The sequence below is a fragment of the Mycolicibacterium helvum genome (assembly GCF_010731895.1).
GTDB lineage: Bacteria > Actinomycetota > Actinomycetes > Mycobacteriales > Mycobacteriaceae > Mycobacterium > Mycobacterium helvum.
Genome location: NZ_AP022596.1, coordinates 782641 through 800306 on the forward strand (window position 1 = coordinate 782641; position 17666 = coordinate 800306).

Consider the following 17666-nt stretch of genomic DNA (forward strand, 5'->3'; position numbering starts at 1 on the left):
TCCCTAGCCCAATTCTTCGAGGTACCACGGGTTGGCCCGTGCCCACTCGATGGTCCGGCGGATCCCTTCCTCCACGTCGACCTTCAGGCGCCAGCCCAGCTCCCGCTGCGCCTTCGTCGAGTCCGGGATACGACGGGGAATGTCTTCGTATCGGCCGCCGAAACGTTCAGTCGTGTCTACGGGTTCGGCGCTCGATACCGAGTCGACACTGGCGATCTTGATCGCCAGATCCACCGCGTCCCGCATACTCGTCTCGATCATGCTCCCGACGTTGAAGGCCTCGCCGATCGCCGTATCACTGTCGGCCGCGAGCAAGGTGCCAGCGACCGCGTCATCGACATAGGTGAAGCAGCGGGTCTGGTCTCCGGAGTCGTAGAGCAACGGCTGGCGGCCGTTGAGGATGCGGTGAATGGTCTGCGACACCACGAAGATCGGATTCTGCCGCGGGCCATACACATTGAAGTACCGGACGACCGTCACGGGCAACCCGTAGGCGGCGTGCATCGCGAAGACCAGATGCTCGGCCATGCCCTTGCTGGTGCTGTAGCTCCACCGCGCAGTCTTCGTCGAACCCAGCACCCGATCGTCGTCCTCGGCGAACGGCGGGTTGGGATTCTTGCCGAACACTTCGGAGGTGCTGGCGAATACCACACGAATTCCATTGCGGTGGCTGAGTTCGAGCACGTTGCGGGTCCCGATCACATTGACGTCGAGAACCTGAAGCGGATCGTTCATGTAGTTCTTGACGCCGACAACCGCGGCCAGATGGAACACGGTGTCGACATCGGGAGTCAGCGCATTCTCGAGGGCAGCCAGGTCGGTGACATCCCCTTGTACGAACCGGAAGTTCGGGTGGCTGTCGAAGTCGATACTGGTGTCACGGGTGTTCTTGGCGAAGTCGAAAATGGTGACGCTGTCGCCACGGTCCAGCAGCGCGGTCACCAAATGCGTTCCGATGAAACCGTAGCCGCCGGTCACGACGACATTGGACATAGTTGCTCTTTCGTTCTACGTACGGTGTGAAGTACCTGTCGGCCGCTTATCGGCCGATCCCCTTATAGATGAATCCGGCCGCCCGAGCGGCGGCCGGGTCGAAGCTGTTGCGCCCGTCGAGGAAGACACAGCGATCGGCCGCGAGATCCGCGAGACGGACCAGCGGAATCTGGTGGAACTCCCGGTGCCCCGCCAGGACCACGAGGGCGTCGGCATCCTTCACCGCGGACTCGATGTCAGGGCTCAGCGGGATCTTCGTCACGGTGTGTGCTTCCTCGTCCGGCACCCACGGATCATGCACGGAGAGCTGACAACCCGACTCTTCGAGCAGCGCGACGACGTACTTCGTCGGCGTGAGCCGACAGTCACCGGTGTTGTTCTTGAACGCGATCCCCAGTACCGCGATCTTGCTGTTCTCGATCGTCTTGCCCTGATCCGCAAGGAGTTGGGTGAGCAACCCGTACGTATAGCTGGGCATCGTGTCGTTGACGGTCCTTGACGTCTTCGGCACCTGCAGATCCAACCCGAGCGTCTCCCCGAGGTGGTTGACGAACCATGGGTCCTTCGTCAGGCAGTAGCCACCGACACCCATGCTCGGCATCAGGATGTTGACGTTGTGAGTGCCCTTCGGCATCGAGTTGGCCGCGGCGATGACCTGCAGGACATCCATGTCGAGGCGATCGCAGACCTTAGCCAGTTCGTTGGCCATCGCGATGTTGAGGTCGATCCAGAGATTGTCGGCGAGCTTGACCATCTCGGCGGTCCGAGGGTCCTCGACGATGATGGACTCCAGCCCGAGGGCATGGCGCCACAACGTGGCGCAGCTGCGTGCGCTGCGCTCGTCGACAGCACCGACGACGACGGGAATGGATGTCAGTTCCCGGATGGCTTGCCCTTCTGCCAGTCGCTCGGGGCAGAATGCCAACCCGAAGTCCACCCCGGCCTTCAGCCCGGACGCCTCTTCCAGGATCGGCCGAACGAGAGTCTCGGTGGTGTCGGGCGGTACCGTGCTTTTCAGGATGACGAGGTGACCCTCACGCAGGTGCTCGCCCACGGCTCGGGCCGCCGCCTTGATGTCGTCGACGATCGGTTCGTAGTCCGGCCCCAGCGGCGTACCCACTGTGACGATGACGAAGTCGTTGTCCGCGATGACGCTGAAGTCCGACGTAGCGCGAAGCCGACCGACCTTGACGCTTTCGGCGACGAGCTCGCCGAGGCCGGGCTCGGGCACCATCGTTCGACCCTGGTTTATCTCGTCGACGACATTGGGTCGCACATCGATGCCCGTCACGGGCCAGCCGCGATCAGCCAGAACTGCGCCGATCACCGTGCCGATGTAGCCGAAGCCCACAACCGCGATCCCCGACCGCATGCCCCGGACCAAGAGGTCAATCTCAGCGTCACTTCGCCCGAACGCGCCTCTCGCCATTGCCGTTCCTAGCTCCTTCAACTACCCCGTGCGCGTCCTGGATCGAACCGGGCTTCACGACCAGCGGGTCGCTCGGCAGCCTAATCCAATATTGACGCCGTCGACCCGAAATTCGGACGGCCGGCAAAAGTGATCACGCACCACACCTGACGCGTGCAAATTCCTCCACCCGATCAGCTGCAGCAACGATGCTGTCGGAGCGTGTCGTCATCCGCGGCGCGATCTCGCGGGCCCGCGCGGCGTACTCCGGGGCCAGAATCCGGCGCAGGTCCTTGGACAGCGTTTTCTCGGTCGTAGTGGAAAAGCGCCGACCAGCCCCGACTTTGAGCCGTTTCAGCTGAGCCGCGAAAAATGGCTGGTCAGGCAACGTCCAGAGAACCAACTGAGGCACACCCGCCCGTAGGCACGCGGCCAGGGTGCCCGAGCCGCCGTGGTGTACGACCGCGCGGCAGGACGGGAAGATCGTCGCGTAATTCACCTGGCCGACCACCTTCACGTGGTCGAATTGTGGGACGTTGCTGTAGTCAGTACCACCCGCGCCGACGATCGCGCGCTCCCCCAACCGGGCGCACGCCGCGGCGATCATAGCGATCGTGTCGGCCGGTGATCCGATCGGGACGCTGCCGAATCCGAAGAAGATCGGCGGCTTCCCCACGGTGATCCATGACGCCACGTCCGCATCGGATTCTGTCGGCGACGCCATGGCCAGCGCGCCGACGAACGGTCGCTGGTCGCCCCATTTCGCCCATTCGCCGGCCAAGCCTGGAAAGACCAACTCGTCATAGGCCTGGATTTCCAGCGAACCTTTGTCCGCGACGCGACGCGACGCAGGATTGGTGGCCGCGGGCAATCCCAATTCGCGGCGTTGGGCGTCCTCGCCCTTGCGGGTCCCGCGCCACGTGGTCCACTCGTTCACCGCCATTGCCATGCGACTAAGCGGTGATGGCAGCACCGGCAGAAGCTGCCCGTGCACGCGATACGGGAAATAGTGAAGGGTCACCAGCGGAAGGTCGTAGGCCTCGGCGACGTTGACGGCTGGCTGCTCGAAAATGAGCCCGGTGAGCAGCAGGTCAGCACCCTCGGCCACCGAGGCCAGCGTGCTGGTCATGTCTGCCCAGCACTCGCCGGCGAATTGCGCGGTTTCGCTGGCCATCCTGTTGAGCTCCTTGAGCTTCCAAGGAGTCCGGCCGTACACCGTGAAGTATCGCCACTGCAGCTCCAGGATTTCCTTCGAATCCAGCCCGTAGGCAACCGCTGCCAGCCCCGCCGCCTCGGCGAAACCCACCAGGTTGGGCGGTACGGCCATGCGGACGTCATGCCCTCGGCGCAGCAGCTCGCGGCCGACCACCACGGCGGGCTCGATATCGCCGCGCCCGCCGTAGCTGGACAGCACAAATTTCATCGCCGGGTCTGGCCTCTCGGTCGTCCTGCGCACACTGTCAGGAGCAACGGACATTATTACTTGTTTTTTGACGAGCCAGTAAGCGTTCGGCCATGCCGTCGGCTCAACGTTGGTACGATCCCGAATCGCCGAGCCCAGGCCAATTTTTGGGCCATCACGCTGAGGAGCTCGATTTTGGCTGACGGCGCATCGAGTGCGCGCGAGATGGAACGCGTCGAGTGGGACGTGATCGTCGTGGGCACCGGAATGGGCGGCGGGACGCTCGGTTACTCCCTAGCCCGTACGGGACGCCGTGTGCTGTTCGTCGAAAAGGGACGCTCGACGCTGCCCGGCACACCGGGAACGATTCGCTCGGCGATGCCGGAACTGGCTGAGCCGGCGGTAACCCGTTCCGCCCGGACCTATTACGACGCCTTGGCTCGCGGTGGACGCTCCATGGACGAGGTCGAAGACATCAGCGGCCGCTCCGCCAAGCACTTTGTGCCGTTCATCGGCAGCGGAACTGGCGGATCCTCGGCACTTTACGGCATGGTCTGCGAACGGTTCTTCGCCCGGGACTTCACTCCGCGGCAAAACTTCGCCCATCCCGGCGACTCGACCGTGCCGGAAGAGTGGCCCGTCACCTATGACCAAATGCGGCCCTGGTACTCCGAGGCAGAGAAGCTGTTCCGGGTTCGCGGCCAGCCCGATCCCCTTCGACCCGATCCGAGTGTCAATCTGCCTGCCGCACCTCCATTCTCGAACGATAACCAGCCGCTGGTGGATTATCTGACCGGGCGCGGGTTACATCCCTATCACTTGCCCATGGCCTGCGACTACACCGACGACTGTGCCACGTGCCAGACCTACCTGTGCGCCCGGTCGTGCAAGAACGACGCGGCCCGCAACTGCGTATTGCCGGCGGTGGAAGAACACGGCGCTCACCTACTGACCGAATGTCGGGTCGTGCGTATTGACGCCGACCGCAGCAGCGTCCGGCAGCTGATCTGCGAGCATCCCTGCGGCCAACTGACCTTGAGAGCGAAGGTGGTGGTGCTCGCCGCCGGTGCGCTCGCCACCCCCGTACTGCTGCTCAACTCCCGATCGGGGGACTGGCCGCGCGGGCTGGCCAATGGCTCAGACATGGTGGGCCGCAATCTGATGCGCCATCTGCTCGATCCCATCATGATCTGGCCGGAACCAGGCTCCAAGATCACGGCCGCCAACAAGGAGATCGGGCTCAACGATTTCTACTTCCACCAAGGCCAGAAGTACGGGACCGTGCAGTCGTTCGGTGCGATACCGCCGATGGAGTGGCTGCTAAACCGTCCCGGCCCGCAGGCGAGGGCATTACGTCTGATGCGCCCGGCGGTGCGCCAAGTCTACGAGAAGTTTTTCACTGGCGGGCTGATCCTGGCCGCGATGATGGAAGACCTTCCCTATCTGGACAACCGGGTGCTGCTGTCCGACCGCGCAGGCTCCGACGGACGGCAGCCGATACGGATGCAGTACCGAATGCATGCAAACGAGTCCGAGCGCCATGCCGCCTTCTTACGGTTGTTCAAAGATCTATTGAAACCCTTTCGCACCCGAGCTCTGGGTAGCGGAGAAGCGAATTCGAACTTGGGCCACGTGTGTGGCACGTGCAGGTTCGGTACGGATCCCGCATCCAGCGTGCTGGATCCGTACAACCGTACGCACGAACTGGACAACCTTTACGTGGTCGACACCTCGTTCTTTCCGTCCAGCGCCGGCCTGAACCCGAGCCTCACGGTTGCGGCCAACGCGTTACGAGTCGCAGCACATCTGAACCAGGCACACTAAGCCCTGTGACCATCTAGCACCGAAGCACGCACCAGCACAGCACGCGCACGGCCGAAACCCGCCGTTTTACATACAGAATCGCGGTCCGTCTGCAGCGTGTGCCAAGGTATGCGTCCCGGTTAGCTCGGCTCGCGGATCGGCAGACCGGCGGCTCGATACACCGCGTCGATAACGCTCATGTTTTCCAGGGCATCCTGCGGCGACGTCCGCACCGTTTCACCGCGCAGCACCGAACCGGCGAAAGCTTCCAACTGGAAGGAGTAGGTGGGGCGGCGCGAAAAACGCTCGGCTCTCTTTCCGTTGGCCGACCGTATTTCGAGCCGCGGGAAGAGGTTAGGCGCCGCCGGGCTGAACCAGCGCAGCTCGCCGTCATCACCAACCACTCTGGCGCTCGCCCGAAACAGGTTCGCCGACCATAGCGCGCACTTCAGCCGGCCGGTATGGCCGCCTGCGTAGCGCAATTCAGCCTTCATGGCCCGGTCCACCATGGGCTTCTGGAGCTTCGCCTGGGCCGAAACGACTTCAGGGGTGGAGCCGCCGAAGGTGCGGGCCATATTCGTCACATAGCTGCCGGCGTCCATCATCGCGCCCCCGCCGAGGGCGTAGTTGTAGCAGTTGGCCTTGAACGTCGGCAGCATCACACACAGCGTGACGTCGACGCGCTGCAGTTTGCCGATCTCTCCCGATGCAATGATCTGCTCGACGCGCCGCGTCAACGGATGGTGACGGAATTGGATCGCCTCCATGACCACACGATCCGACTTGGCCGAGAGGTCGGCGATTTCCTGAGCCTCGGCGGCATTGGCCGTGAACGGCTTCTCGACCAATACGTGCTTGCCTGCGGCGAGCGCAGCTTTGGTCCACTTACCGTGCAAGCTGGTCGGCACCAGGACGTAGATGGCGTCCAGGTCCGGATCGTCGATCAGCGCCTCGTAGCTGCCGTAGGACTTGGCAATGCCGTGTTTGGCGGCGAACTCGTCGGCGCTGGTCTGATCACGCGCTCCCACCGCAGCCACCACCACATCGTGGTTGCCCTTTGCAGGGTTGATCATGGTCGTCGGGGCGAAGCTTGACGCGCCCAAGATGCCGATCCGTACCCGGCTAGCGCTGTCCGGCATTGGCTCTCTCCTACTGAGTGACCGACGGCGGTCAGCAGGGCCGACGACCCTGCACTTCACCACCGACGAGATACTAGAAGAGGATCTAACTAATGTGGCCGGATTCGCGTAACTGCAGTTATGGCCTCAAGTTGGCTGGCGAACGGGAAGTCCCGCAGCGTGGTAGATCGAATCGATGACGGTCATCGTCTCGATCGCGTCATCGGGTGTCGTCAGCACCGGCGCGCCCCGAAGCACTGCAGCGGCGAACGCATCGAGCTGATAGGCATAGGTGGCGCGCCGCGGGAATCGCTCCACCCGCTTGCCGCCGCCGGATCGCACCGTAAACCGATGAAAAAGCTGGGGCAGCAAGGGATTGAGCACATATAGCTCGCCCTGGTCGCCAGTCACCCGCAGACTTATCCTCAGCAGATCGGTCGACCACATCGAACATCGAAGCGAGCCGGTGTGCCCGGCTGGAAAGCGCAGCTGAGCCACCATCGCCCGATCCACGTTGCTGCCACGCAACTTCGCCTGTGCCGAACAGACTTCCGGGGTAGCACCACCGAACGCCCGCAGCATGTGGACCGCATAGCAACCGGCATCCATGGTGGCACCACCGGCAAGGGAGTAGTCATAGCGGATGTCGGAGAACTTCGGCAACGGAAAGCAGAAGGCGATATCCAGTCGCTCGAGGATGCCCAGCTCCCCCGAAGCGATGATCTCTTGAGCACGCAACGCTAGTGGGTGATACAGGTAGTGAAACGCCTCCATCACCACCCGATCCGATGCTGCGGCAAATTCGGCGATCTCTCTGGCTTCGGCCGCATTGGCTGCGAAGGGCTTCTCGCACAACACGTGCTTGCCTGCCTCGATGGCGGCCCGAGTCCATTTGCCGTGCAAGCCATTCGGCAACGGGTTGTACACAGCGTCCAAGTGCGGGTCGGCAATAAGCGCCTCGTAGCTGTCATGCACCCGGGCGATGCCGTGTTTGGCTGCGAACGCCTGTGCGCGCGACACGTCCCGCGCCGCCACCGCGGCCACCACGACCTCGGCATTGTCCTTCGCCGGATTGATCAGGGCTGCCGGGGTGATCGTGGCCGCCCCCAGGACCCCGATCCGCACAATGCCGGTCACTAGTTGCCGAACCCGAGCTCGGTCAATGTCGCAATCGCCCGCCGACACCACAACCTCGCGGGCGCCGTGTCAGACACTGGCACTGTGTCAATCATAGGAAAGGCGCTCCTTACTAACCCCGCGTAACTAGCACTGTTGGGCCGCGTCCAAACTTTGAGTTGGGCCGTGGTGAAGGGTACGCCAACGCCGAGAATTCCTAGCACCGCTTTCGGCCTACGCTTGCGGGTCACAGTAAGAGCTCTGGCCCGCGCCCAACACCGCCCCTTCGTGGTTAGACGCGTACGTCTCTGGCTGACCGATCGTCCATCAGCAGCGGATAGCATCGCAAACGTGACTCTATTCGTGCGCGAGTACGGTCCGGCCGACGGGCCTACAATCATCTTCCTTCACGGCGGGCTGATGAGTGGCTGGACGTGGGAGCCCGTAGTCGAACGGATGCAGCAATACCGTTGCCTGGTCCCGGATCTGCCCCAGTATGGCAAGAGCTTTCATCAGGGACCGTTCGATATGGGTCGAGCTGCCAACGCTGTCGCGGAGATCATCCGTACGCGGGCAAGCACTGGCCGAGCACACGTGGTTGGCTTTTCCCTCGGAGCACAGGTGGGCGTACAGCTGCTGGCGACCGAGCCACAACTTGTCGACCGGGCGGTACTCAGTAGCACCGTCATCAACACGCTGCCTGCGGTCCAGCTCACGCGGCGGTTGGCACGGCGACTAGCCCAGACCGCGTGGTTTCGATGGACTGTCATCGACCGCTTCTGGGACGAACGCCAAGCGGCCGACAACGTTGACTATCACGACGACGCACGCCTGAACGCGGGCGATCAGCTTGCCGACATCGCCGGGGCGTCCGCGGGATTCACACTGCCCCGGGGGCTCGGGAAGTCGCAAGTACCAACCTTATTCGTAGCGGGCAGCGACGAGCTGCGCCTCGTCCGGCGCTCCGCGGCGAAACTCGCCCAGTCGATGCCCAACGGAGTGGAGAGAGTCGCAACCGGGATGGGCCACGACTGGCCGCTGCGCAGTCCTGACCTTTTCTGCCGAACTGTCGCCGCCTGGGTCTGCCGCGCTCCACTACCTCCCGAGCTCGTATTGCCCGCCTCAGGTGGTCGTGGTTTATCGAAAGCCAAACTACGCCAAAGACGTAGCGTGTAGGACCGGCCCACCTGAGAACCGCGAAGTTTCGCCTCTACCGCAAGAACGCCTGACGTTAGCGCTCCGAGGCGAGGACCCGCGAACTCACTTCTTGCGCCACAGCACGCCCGTTCCGTCGATATCGACGATTTCGGCGGTGATCCCGTGCTTCTCGCGGTAATCGGTGACGGCCATCTCGCACGCTTTCACGGCCAGATAGTCGTCGACGATGCAGAAGCCGCCAGGCGACAGCCGCGGGTACAACCCGTCCAGTGCCTGAATCGTGGACTCGTACAGGTCGCCATCGAGCCGCAACACCGAGATGGCATCGATCGGGGCGTCGTGCAGCGTGTCCTTGAACCAGCCGGGCAGGAAACGGACTTGGTCGTCCAGCAGGCCGTAACGTTCGAAATTCTTCTTGACGTCGGCTTCCGACACCCCCAAGATGCCCGAAACTAGTTCTGCGTGAATCCCTTTGTCCGCCTTGTAATTATCGGTGTCAGAGCGCGGGACCCCTTGGAAGGAATCACACAACCACACGTTGCGGGTCGTATCCCCATAGGCCGCGAGGACCGCGCGCATAAGAATGCACGCGCCGCCGCGCCACACACCGGTCTCCACGAGATCACCAGGGACGTCTTCGGCCAGCACCGTCTCCACGCACTCCTGCAGGCTGGTGAGCCGCTTCATGCCGATCATCGTCTCGGCTTCGGCCGGCCAGTCCAGCCCCGCCTCACGGTAATTCTGATCGCGCACGCCCGCACCCCTGAGCTTGGGGCCGAAAGTATTTGCCGCCTTGAGAAGGAGACGTCGGCGCAACGGCCAGTCCGAGGGCATCCGCTCATGCATCCCGAACCTGGTCAGGTTGCGTCGCAGCAGGTCGAGGTACAGCGAACGCACGTCGTAATCGGTGATGGTCAAGACTGCCCTATCTCGCATGTCAGCATTTCGGCGCTGAGTCTAAACTTGCAGACACGTCAGTTTGCGGCGTTTTCCCCAGATCGATCCTTAGGTCAGCCAACCCGCTTGCGACGAGCGAAATCTTCCAGGAGATCAGCCGCCCTCGTCGCGCTGTCGGCCGGCCTGATCATCCTGGCGGCAAGCTCGCGGGCACGGGTGAGGTAGGCCGGGGCCAGGATGGTGCGCAGATCGGCGACCAGCGTTTTCTCGGTCGCCGCGGTGAACTTCCGAGTGGCGCCCACCTTCAGGCCTTTGACCGCAGCACCCCAGATCACCTGCACATCGGCCATATACAGGACCAATGTCGGCAGCCCGGCGCGCAGGCCCGCCGCGGTGGTGCCGGCGCCGCCGTGGTGCACAACGGCCCGACACGACGGGAAGATCGTCGCGTAGTTCACCGCGCCCACCACCTTGACGTGGTCGAACTGCGGGACGTCACTGAAATCGGTCCAACCGGCGCACACCAGCGCCCGCTCGCCCACCTGCGCGCAGGCGCCCGCAATCATGGCGATCATGTCGGCGGGCGACTCGACCGGGATGCTGCCGAACCCGAAACAGATTGGCGGGGTTCCCGCGGCGATCCAGGACATGACATCGTCGTCGGCTTCGGTCGCCAACTCGAGAGTCAGGGTGCCGACGAACGGCCGCTGGCCATCCCACCCTGCCCACTCATCTGCCAATCCCGGAAACAAGGCGTCGTCGTAGGCCTGGATTTCCAGCGATTCGAGTTCAGCGATCCGCCCCGGCACAGGCCCCGTCGCAGGCGGCAGGCCCAGTTCCCGCCGCGCCAAACCGACGACGTTCTTCACCGAAAGCCAGACCACCCATTCGTAAACCTTCATCGCCGCGCGCAGCACCGGCCCAGGCACACGCGGCAAGAGCTTGCCGTTGACCCGCATCGGAAACCAGAACACCGTCGCCAGCGGGACACCACAGTATTCCGAGACGTCGAACACGAGTTCCTCGTAACTGACGCCACTCACCAGCACGTCGGCCCCACCCGCTACCGATGCGAGCGACCTGCTCATCTCGGTCCACGCCCGCATACCCGGCTCGCGCGATTCGCGGAGATACTTCTGCACCTCCCGGAAACGCCAGAAGTTACGGAAGAAATAGCCCCAGAAGTCGCGGGTGTCCTCCAACCACGCCCGGGTATCGGGTCCGTAAGCGACCGCAGCGAGGCCGACGGATTCCGCCGATCCGATCGAGTCTGGCGGAATGGCCATGAGCACGTCGTGACCGCGGCGCATCAGCTCGCGGCCGACGGCGATGCCGGGCTCGACATCCCCACGGGTTCCGTAGAAAGCCAGCACAAATTTCATCGGATGCTCCCGACCCGACCCGGCTACGCCCACGTGCCCTTGCGCCGGTGAACCAGCGCAAGGGTCTCGAGGCCGAGCTTCACAACGAACGGCGGCAACAAGCGGTCGAGATTGCGGTAGCGGCCGGCATCCTTGAACACCTGCCGGAACCCGCGTTCGCTTGCCCCGTAAGCCGCGAAGACGCGATCCAGCTCGGCCTCATCCCACGACCCGTCTCGCGCGGCCGCGGCAAGCGATTCGTAGACCGTGCCGATCCAGTCGGTGCCGAATGGCTCGGTCACCTGGCCGCGGGTTTGATGGTGCCGCAAATCCGGGGTCAGGAACTCGTCGACTTCGGCCTCATCTTTGGCGTCGAGATCGATCGCGATCGCCGTGGAGATTCGCTTCAATTCCCGGCGCCAGTCTTCGAGGAGATTGGAGTATTCAACGAACACGCGCGGTACGTCACGGGTGTCCCGTTCGGCCAGCAGACTGTATTTCAGCCACCAGGCACAGGTGAGCTCCGGTGAGGAGTCGACGTAATTTTGCTGGTTGGCACGCTTCTCCAGAGATCCGATGATCTCGTCCGGATGGCGTACCGCGACTACGGCCGCGACGTCGAAGCCGGCCTGACGCGCGGCCTCGAACCAGATCCGGGACACCGCGGTCGTTTTCGGTTCCTTGATGATCAGGACCGGGGCGGGCGGCAAGCTGGCGAGGTAGTCCTTGAGCTTGGCCACCCAGGCGCCGTTCTTCTCGGCGGCGAACGCGCCGTCCTGGTAGGAATCCAGGGCCGTGTCGTACCCGGAGCTGTCGTGATCATGCAGGATCGCCTGATTCAGATGGATGACGGCGCGCGCCTCGAAAAACCCGCGCGGATTCTCCGAGGTAGCGCCCAACAGGCCGGGCGGAAGCGAGCCGCCGCACAGGGAGAGAACTCGCGCCAGCGCCGAGGTTCCGGACCGGCCATTGCCCAACACAAAAAGAGCCACCGGGCGACTCCGAGCCCCCGGTTGCGGGGTATCTCGAGGATTCTCGGCACTGGGCCGGCTTGTCATCACAGCGGCAGAATAGGGTTCTCGTGAGCGCTTCGACAAGGTGTTGAGCCGTTGCGGTGCACCACCCAACCTCGCCAAATCACAACAACCCGTCGGCTACTCTGACGCTCGTGTCAATCCAGGACCGTCCTGCGCAAGCACCCGATGATGCGCGGCGGGACAACCTGCTCGTACTGATGGATCAAGCCTTCTATGCGGGCCATCACGCCGCCGGCCAGCAGGAAGTGATGCAGGTCGGCTGGGTCTATCACCACCCAGTCGACATCGAGGGATTGGAGCGTTTTCGCGACAAACTCGGTCAAGGAATGATGGGACGGCTCATCGAGCGGTCACCGCTGCCGTTCGGCCGGTGGCGGTGGGTATCGGACCCCAATCCGGCCCCACTGGATATCGCCGAGGCCGTTCGCCCGCGGGATGAGCTCGGCGACTGGTTCGACGAGCGCACCCAACTACCTATCGACCCGGAATCGGGACCCGGCTGGCGGATCAGCGTGGTCCGTCTCAGCGACGGCTCGACCGCCATCAGCTTGGTGCTGTCTCACTACGTCATCGACGGCATCGGTGCGGCCGTCGCGGTGACCCAGGCGCTCCTCGACCTGCCCGTCGATCTTGGCTATCCGCCCCCTCGGTCGCGCTCTCGGCTGCAGGCCTTGGTTCAAGACGCCCGCGGAACCGCACGGGATGCCCCGGATACGGTGCGGGCATTTCTCGCGGCGGTGAAAGAGGCCCGCCGCCGCCAGCAGGATGTTGTGCACTCCCAGGCCCAGGCATCATTGCCTGGCCCGCCGACCAGCGGCGCCGACGACCTCATGATCGTGCCCAACATCTGGATCCGGATCCGGCTGGACGAGTGGAATGCGCTTGCGGAAACTCTGGGCGGCACAGTGAGCGCGCTGGCTGCGGCGTTCACCGCGAGACTCGACCGGCACATGGGACGCACGCATGGGGATGCCGACAATGTCAGAATGCTGCTCACCGTCAATACCCGCACCATGGACGATGCGCGGGCGATCGCCGTCTCGTTTGTCCGGGTCGGCATCGACCCGGAGTGCGTGACGGCCGATCTGACTCCCGCCCGCGCCGCGATCAAACAGGCGCTCAAGGACGCAAAAGACACCCCCGACGAATCGGCGGAGCTCGTTGCCCTGACGCCGTTCACCCCCAAACGGGCGTGGAAGCATCTGATGGACTACGCGGTCAGCGACCCGGAGCAACCCGCGGTGTGCTCGAGCCTCGGCGATACGGGTCCGGCCGCAAGCCGCCCCGACGGCACGCTGTCCGACGGGATGTTCGCTCGAGGAGCGAGCCAGAACGTGACGCGCGGCTGGCTTGAACGAGCGGGCAGCCAACTGCACGTCTTTGTCGGCACCTCGATGGAGATGAATCAGGTCGGCGTGTGCGTGCGCGGCTACCAACCAGGTGCTGTGACAACCAGGTCCCAGTTGCGGGAGTTGGCCGAGCGCGCACTGACTGAATTCGGCCTCGCCGGCGAGATCGATTAGCGGATCGTGCGCCGAACCCCCATAGATATGAGAGTCGGTGGCACTGCGTCCTACCGCTTGCGGGCGCGTCAATGTGGCCTGCCTGCCAGCAACATAACAGTTAGCCATTACCGCGGCTTTACGCACGCGTAAGCCGTAAGCTCCGCTGTTGCATCACGAAAGAGCCCATACGGAGGCCATCAGCATGATTGACTCTCGTCAAGATCGGTCGTGCTCTCGGCAACCCCGCTCGTTTGCGGAGATCGCCGGACGGGCGGACTGTGACGCCCGCCACGCGGACGCTAACCTGAGGTACCGCGTCGATGTGTAGCTGTGCTTTCCATCCGACGGCTGGTACTACGAACGGAAGCGCTTGGAAGATGGGAAAGGTCGTCGTGCGGTGATCGATGGAAGTTTGCCCGACGTTGAGCAAACTCAGCCCGATGTCACCGACTGGCCCCGCGATGACACCGCTGAGCAGCCTGCCGACCAATCGCCGCCCCCGCCGCCCGCCCGGAGCGAATCCCGGAAGGGCCGTCGAAATCGAGGACTTGCGTTCACGTTGCTGAAGCGCCTGTGGATTCCGCTGCTCGTGATCGCCGTACTCGCTGCCGGCGGACTGACGGTGTCGCGCCTGCACGGCATCTTCGGATCAGAGACAGGCCTCTCCTACAGCGATACCAAGAACGAAAAGGCCAAACCTTACAACCCGAAGAAGATGAAATACGAGATCTTCGGACCGCCTGGGACCTCGGCCCAGATCAGTTATTTCGACGAAAACGGCAACCCGGTGCATACAGATGCGACACTGCCATGGTCGTTGGAGTTCCCGATCTCCGCCGCGGCAGGCATCGGAAGCATTGCCGCCCAGGGTGATAGCGACACCATTGGCTGCCGGATCTCGATAGACGGCGACGTGAAAGCGGACAACACCACGACGCACGAAGTGAGTTCCTTCGTCTCCTGTCTGCTGAAGGCCGCATGAGTAACCACCAGCTGGAAACAAGCCGGCCTTTCATTGCGCACAACATCCGCCGGTTCTCGGTGCTGGTCATCTTGGGGTGGATGGCGATCATCGTCGGCTTGACCCTCGGCGTACCAACCCTGGAGCAGGTCGAGGCTGAGCACGCGGTATCGCTGAACCCCACCGATGCACCGTCTTATAAGGCGGCGATGCGAATCGGCGGAGCTTTCGATCAGTCCTACGCCGGTAATGCCGCCGCGATGATCGTCCTTGAAGGCCAGCAGCCGCTCGGCGATGACGCTCACGAGTACTACGACCGTATGATCCGCCAGTTCCGAGCCGATACCAAGCACGTTCAGAACATCCAGAACTTCTGGGGTGACCCCCTCACCAGGGGCGCCGCGGAGAGCGACGATGGTAAGGCCGCATACGTCCAGGTGCTGCTTTCCGGCAAACCGGGCGAGGCGTTGGCCAACGAATCGGTCCAATCCGTGCAGCACATCATCGAGCAGACCCCCGCGCCGCCAGGCGTCAAAGCCTACGTGACCGGTCCCGCCGCGCTTGCCGCCGATATGAGCCGCGCCGGCAACAGCACGGTCACCACGATCACGTTGGTGAGCATCGCGGTGATTTTCCTGACGCTGCTCATCGTCTACCGTTCGCCGCTCACCGTGATCGTGCTGCTGTTCGTCGTCGGAATACAACTGTCAGCGGCCCGTGGCTTTGTTGCGTTACTCGGCCATCACGAGATCATTGGACTTACCACCTTCGCGGTAAACCTGTTGGTAGGCCTGGTGATCGCGGCCGGCACGGACTACGCAATCTTTTTCATCGGCCGATATCATGAGGCGCGTCTGGCCGGCGAAGACCGGCAAACGGCGTTCTACACCATGTATCAAGGTGTCGCGAAGGTGGTGCTGGCCACCGGCCTGACGGTGGCCGGAGCGACGCTCTGCCTCAGCTTCACCCGGTTACCTTTCTTCCAAGCCCTCGGCGTTCCCTGCGCGGTAGGCATCTTGGTCGCGGTCGCGGTTGCCCTCACGCTGGTGCCGGCCGTGATTGCGGCGGGAAGCCGCTTTGGTCTGTTCGAGCCCAAGCGAAAAGTCACAGCTCGTGGATGGCGGCGAATCGGGACGGCGATCGTTCGCTGGCCTGGACCAATCCTGGTCGCTTCGTTGGCGATTACCCTTGTCGGACTTTTGACGCTGCCGGGATTCAAACCCGATTACAACGACCAGCACTTTCTTCCCAAGAACATCCCGGCTGCCGAGGGAATTGCTGCGGCATCACGACATTTTCCACCGTCGGCGATGATGTCACCTGAGATCTTGATGGTCGAGACCGATCACGACCTCCGCAATTCGGCAGACTTCTTGGTGCTGAACAAACTGGCGAAAGCAGTACTTGCTATACCGGGTATCGAGAAAGTCCAAGCCATAACCCGGCCCGAGGGAACGCCGATCGCGCACACCACGATTCCCTACCTGATGAGCGCGCAACAAGCCGGCCAGCAGCAATTCATGTTCTTTCAGAAACAGCGCATGTCAGATCTGCTCGCGCAGGCCGATCAATTGGGACAAACCATCACCATCATGTCGAATATGTATGACTTGATGAAGCAGCTGTCGACAACCATGCACAGCATGGTCAAAAGCACGCATGAAATGTCTGACATCACGATGGAATTGCGTGATCATATCGCCGACTTCGAGGATTTTTTCCGGCCCATACGAAATTATCTGTATTGGGAACCGCACTGCTTCGACATTCCGCTGTGCTGGTCGATCAGAAGCATTTTCGACGTCCTCGACGGCGTCGACGGACTGACCGAGAAGCTGGCGCAGCTGACCGCGAATCTCGACCAGATGGACGTGATCATGCCGCAACTGCTCGCGCAGTTCCCGGAAATGATCGCAATCATGACCAGCATGAAAGCAATGCTGCTCACGATGCACAGCACCATGTCCGGGGTCTTCGGCCAGATGGACGACAACGGCGCCAATTCGACCGCCATGGGTAAAGCCTTCGACGCCGCGCAGAACGATGATTCGTTCTACATTCCACCGGAAGTCTTCAAGAACGAAGATTTCAAGCGGGTCATGAAGATCTTCATCTCGGCGGACGGCAAAGCCACCCGCATGCTCATTTCTCAAAAAGGTGATCCCACATCGCCCGACGGCATCGGCCGGGTCGACGCCATAAAAAGTGCGGCCGAAGAAGCACTAAAGGGCACCCCACTGGAAGGGTCGCAAATCTCTCTGGCCGGCACAGCGGCTTTGGTGAAAGACACGGTGACTGGAACAAGATACGATCTGATAATCGCGGTCGTTTCAGCACTGTGCCTGATATTCGTCGTGATGCTGATCGTGACGCGAAGTCTGATTGCCGCAATGGTTATCGTTGGTACGGTACTTATCTCGTTGGGCGCATCCTTCGGTCTGGCCGTTTTCATTTGGCAGTATCTGCTCGGAATACAATTGCACTGGTCGGTCTTCGTGATGACGGTGATCATTCTTCTGGCAGTCGGATCTGACTACAACTTGTTGTTGGTCGCCAGAATGAAGGAAGAATTGGGCGCCGGCATCAATACGGGGATCATTCGGGCAATGGCGGGCACCGGCAAGGTCGTGACAACCGCCGGCCTGGTATTCGCGTTCACCATGGCGTCGATGATCGTCAGCGACGTGATCAGCATCGGCCAGGTAGGCACGACGATCGCCGTCGGTCTGCTGTTCGACACCTTGGTCGTGCGCGCATTCATGACACCGTCCATCGCCGCCCTGTTAGGCCGCTGGTTCTGGTGGCCGCAACTGGTTCGGCCCCGCCCCGCCAGCACGATGCTCCGGCCGACAGGACCGCGTCCGTTGGTGCGCGCGTTGTTGCAGAACCAAGAGAAGTAAGTGTCGG

Annotated in this window: 13 protein-coding genes; 5 read left to right on the plus strand and 8 right to left on the minus strand. The window is 62.7% G+C overall.

The genetic code is table 11. The annotated features are described in order from the left end of the window. Positions 1 to 3: 3 nt before the first annotated feature. From G6N38_RS03460 to G6N38_RS03470, 3 genes are all read right to left on the minus strand, one after another. Positions 4 to 993 carry an NAD-dependent epimerase/dehydratase family protein gene (locus tag G6N38_RS03460; protein WP_163746263.1) on the minus strand — a complete coding sequence of 330 codons (990 nt, stop codon included), beginning with the start codon at positions 991 to 993 and terminating at the stop codon, positions 4 to 6. 46 nt (positions 994 to 1039) lie between these two features. Next, a complete protein-coding gene (locus G6N38_RS03465; protein ID WP_246227657.1) occupies positions 1040 to 2365 on the minus strand; it encodes a nucleotide sugar dehydrogenase in 1326 nt (441 codons plus the stop codon). 190 nt (positions 2366 to 2555) lie between these two features. After that, positions 2556 to 3824: a glycosyltransferase gene (locus G6N38_RS03470; protein ID WP_163746265.1), complete on the minus strand. Its 1269-nt coding sequence runs from the start codon at positions 3822 to 3824 to the stop codon at positions 2556 to 2558. On the opposite strand from G6N38_RS03470, the gene G6N38_RS03475 reads away from it, so the two are divergent. Continuing rightward, a complete protein-coding gene (locus G6N38_RS03475) occupies positions 3738 to 5627 on the plus strand; it encodes a GMC oxidoreductase (RefSeq protein WP_246227660.1) in 1890 nt (629 codons plus the stop codon). The two genes, G6N38_RS03470 and G6N38_RS03475, sit on opposite strands and share 87 nt — an antisense overlap. Before the next feature lie 119 nt (positions 5628 to 5746). On the opposite strand, the gene G6N38_RS03480 is transcribed toward G6N38_RS03475, so the two are convergent. Both G6N38_RS03480 and G6N38_RS03485 read right to left on the minus strand, forming a co-directional pair. Then, complete coding sequence (locus tag G6N38_RS03480; RefSeq protein WP_163746266.1) at positions 5747 to 6745, minus strand: Gfo/Idh/MocA family protein; 999 nt, start codon at positions 6743 to 6745, stop codon at positions 5747 to 5749. A 126-nt stretch (positions 6746 to 6871) separates the two neighbouring features. Further along, complete coding sequence (locus tag G6N38_RS03485; protein ID WP_163746267.1) at positions 6872 to 7861, minus strand: Gfo/Idh/MocA family protein; 990 nt, start codon at positions 7859 to 7861, stop codon at positions 6872 to 6874. A gap of 330 nt (positions 7862 to 8191) precedes the next feature. On the opposite strand from G6N38_RS03485, the gene G6N38_RS03490 reads away from it, so the two are divergent. Next, entirely contained in the window at positions 8192 to 9016 is an 825-nt protein-coding gene (locus G6N38_RS03490; RefSeq protein WP_163746268.1) for an alpha/beta fold hydrolase, read from the plus strand. 84 nt (positions 9017 to 9100) lie between these two features. Here the strand turns inward: G6N38_RS03490 and G6N38_RS03495 are convergent, their stop codons facing one another. From G6N38_RS03495 to G6N38_RS03505, 3 genes are all read right to left on the minus strand, one after another. After that, the gene (locus G6N38_RS03495; protein ID WP_163746269.1) at positions 9101 to 9916 is read right to left on the minus strand and encodes a TylF/MycF/NovP-related O-methyltransferase; all 816 of its coding nucleotides are present in this window, start codon (positions 9914 to 9916) and stop codon (positions 9101 to 9103) included. Positions 9917 to 10008: 92 nt separating this feature from the next. Next, positions 10009 to 11277 (minus strand): glycosyltransferase, encoded by a 1269-nt coding sequence (locus G6N38_RS03500; RefSeq protein ID WP_163746270.1) that lies wholly within the window; start codon positions 11275 to 11277, stop codon positions 10009 to 10011. A gap of 23 nt (positions 11278 to 11300) precedes the next feature. Then, positions 11301 to 12314 carry a sulfotransferase family protein gene (locus G6N38_RS03505; protein ID WP_246227942.1) on the minus strand — a complete coding sequence of 338 codons (1014 nt, stop codon included), beginning with the start codon at positions 12312 to 12314 and terminating at the stop codon, positions 11301 to 11303. 110 nt (positions 12315 to 12424) lie between these two features. Here G6N38_RS03505 and G6N38_RS03510 point away from each other — a divergent pair, with 110 nt between their 5' ends. From G6N38_RS03510 to G6N38_RS03520, 3 genes are all read left to right on the plus strand, one after another. Next, the gene (locus G6N38_RS03510; RefSeq protein WP_246227663.1) at positions 12425 to 13816 is read left to right on the plus strand and encodes a condensation domain-containing protein; all 1392 of its coding nucleotides are present in this window, start codon (positions 12425 to 12427) and stop codon (positions 13814 to 13816) included. A gap of 544 nt (positions 13817 to 14360) precedes the next feature. After that, complete coding sequence (locus G6N38_RS03515; protein WP_163751773.1) at positions 14361 to 14780, plus strand: MmpS family transport accessory protein; 420 nt, start codon at positions 14361 to 14363, stop codon at positions 14778 to 14780. Then, positions 14777 to 17659 carry an MMPL/RND family transporter gene (locus G6N38_RS03520; RefSeq protein WP_163746272.1) on the plus strand — a complete coding sequence of 961 codons (2883 nt, stop codon included), beginning with the start codon at positions 14777 to 14779 and terminating at the stop codon, positions 17657 to 17659. The genes G6N38_RS03515 and G6N38_RS03520 overlap by 4 nt, the downstream gene beginning before the upstream one ends. Positions 17660 to 17666: the final 7 nt, after the last annotated feature.

Coding starts and splice junctions, on each gene's coding strand:
- G6N38_RS03460 (WP_163746263.1), bottom strand. CDS start 993: ATGTCCAATGTCGTCGTGACCGGCGGCTACGGTTTCATCGGAACGCAT.
- G6N38_RS03465 (WP_246227657.1), bottom strand. CDS start 2,365: ATGCGGTCGGGGATCGCGGTTGTGGGCTTCGGCTACATCGGCACGGTG.
- G6N38_RS03475 (WP_246227660.1), top strand. CDS start 3,738: ATGCCCTCGGCGCAGCAGCTCGCGGCCGACCACCACGGCGGGCTCGAT.
- G6N38_RS03470 (WP_163746265.1), bottom strand. CDS start 3,824: ATGAAATTTGTGCTGTCCAGCTACGGCGGGCGCGGCGATATCGAGCCC.
- G6N38_RS03480 (WP_163746266.1), bottom strand. CDS start 6,745: ATGCCGGACAGCGCTAGCCGGGTACGGATCGGCATCTTGGGCGCGTCA.
- G6N38_RS03500 (WP_163746270.1), bottom strand. CDS start 11,277: ATGAAATTTGTGCTGGCTTTCTACGGAACCCGTGGGGATGTCGAGCCC.
- G6N38_RS03505 (WP_246227942.1), bottom strand. CDS start 12,314: ATGACAAGCCGGCCCAGTGCCGAGAATCCTCGAGATACCCCGCAACCG.
- G6N38_RS03520 (WP_163746272.1), top strand. CDS start 14,777: ATGAGTAACCACCAGCTGGAAACAAGCCGGCCTTTCATTGCGCACAAC.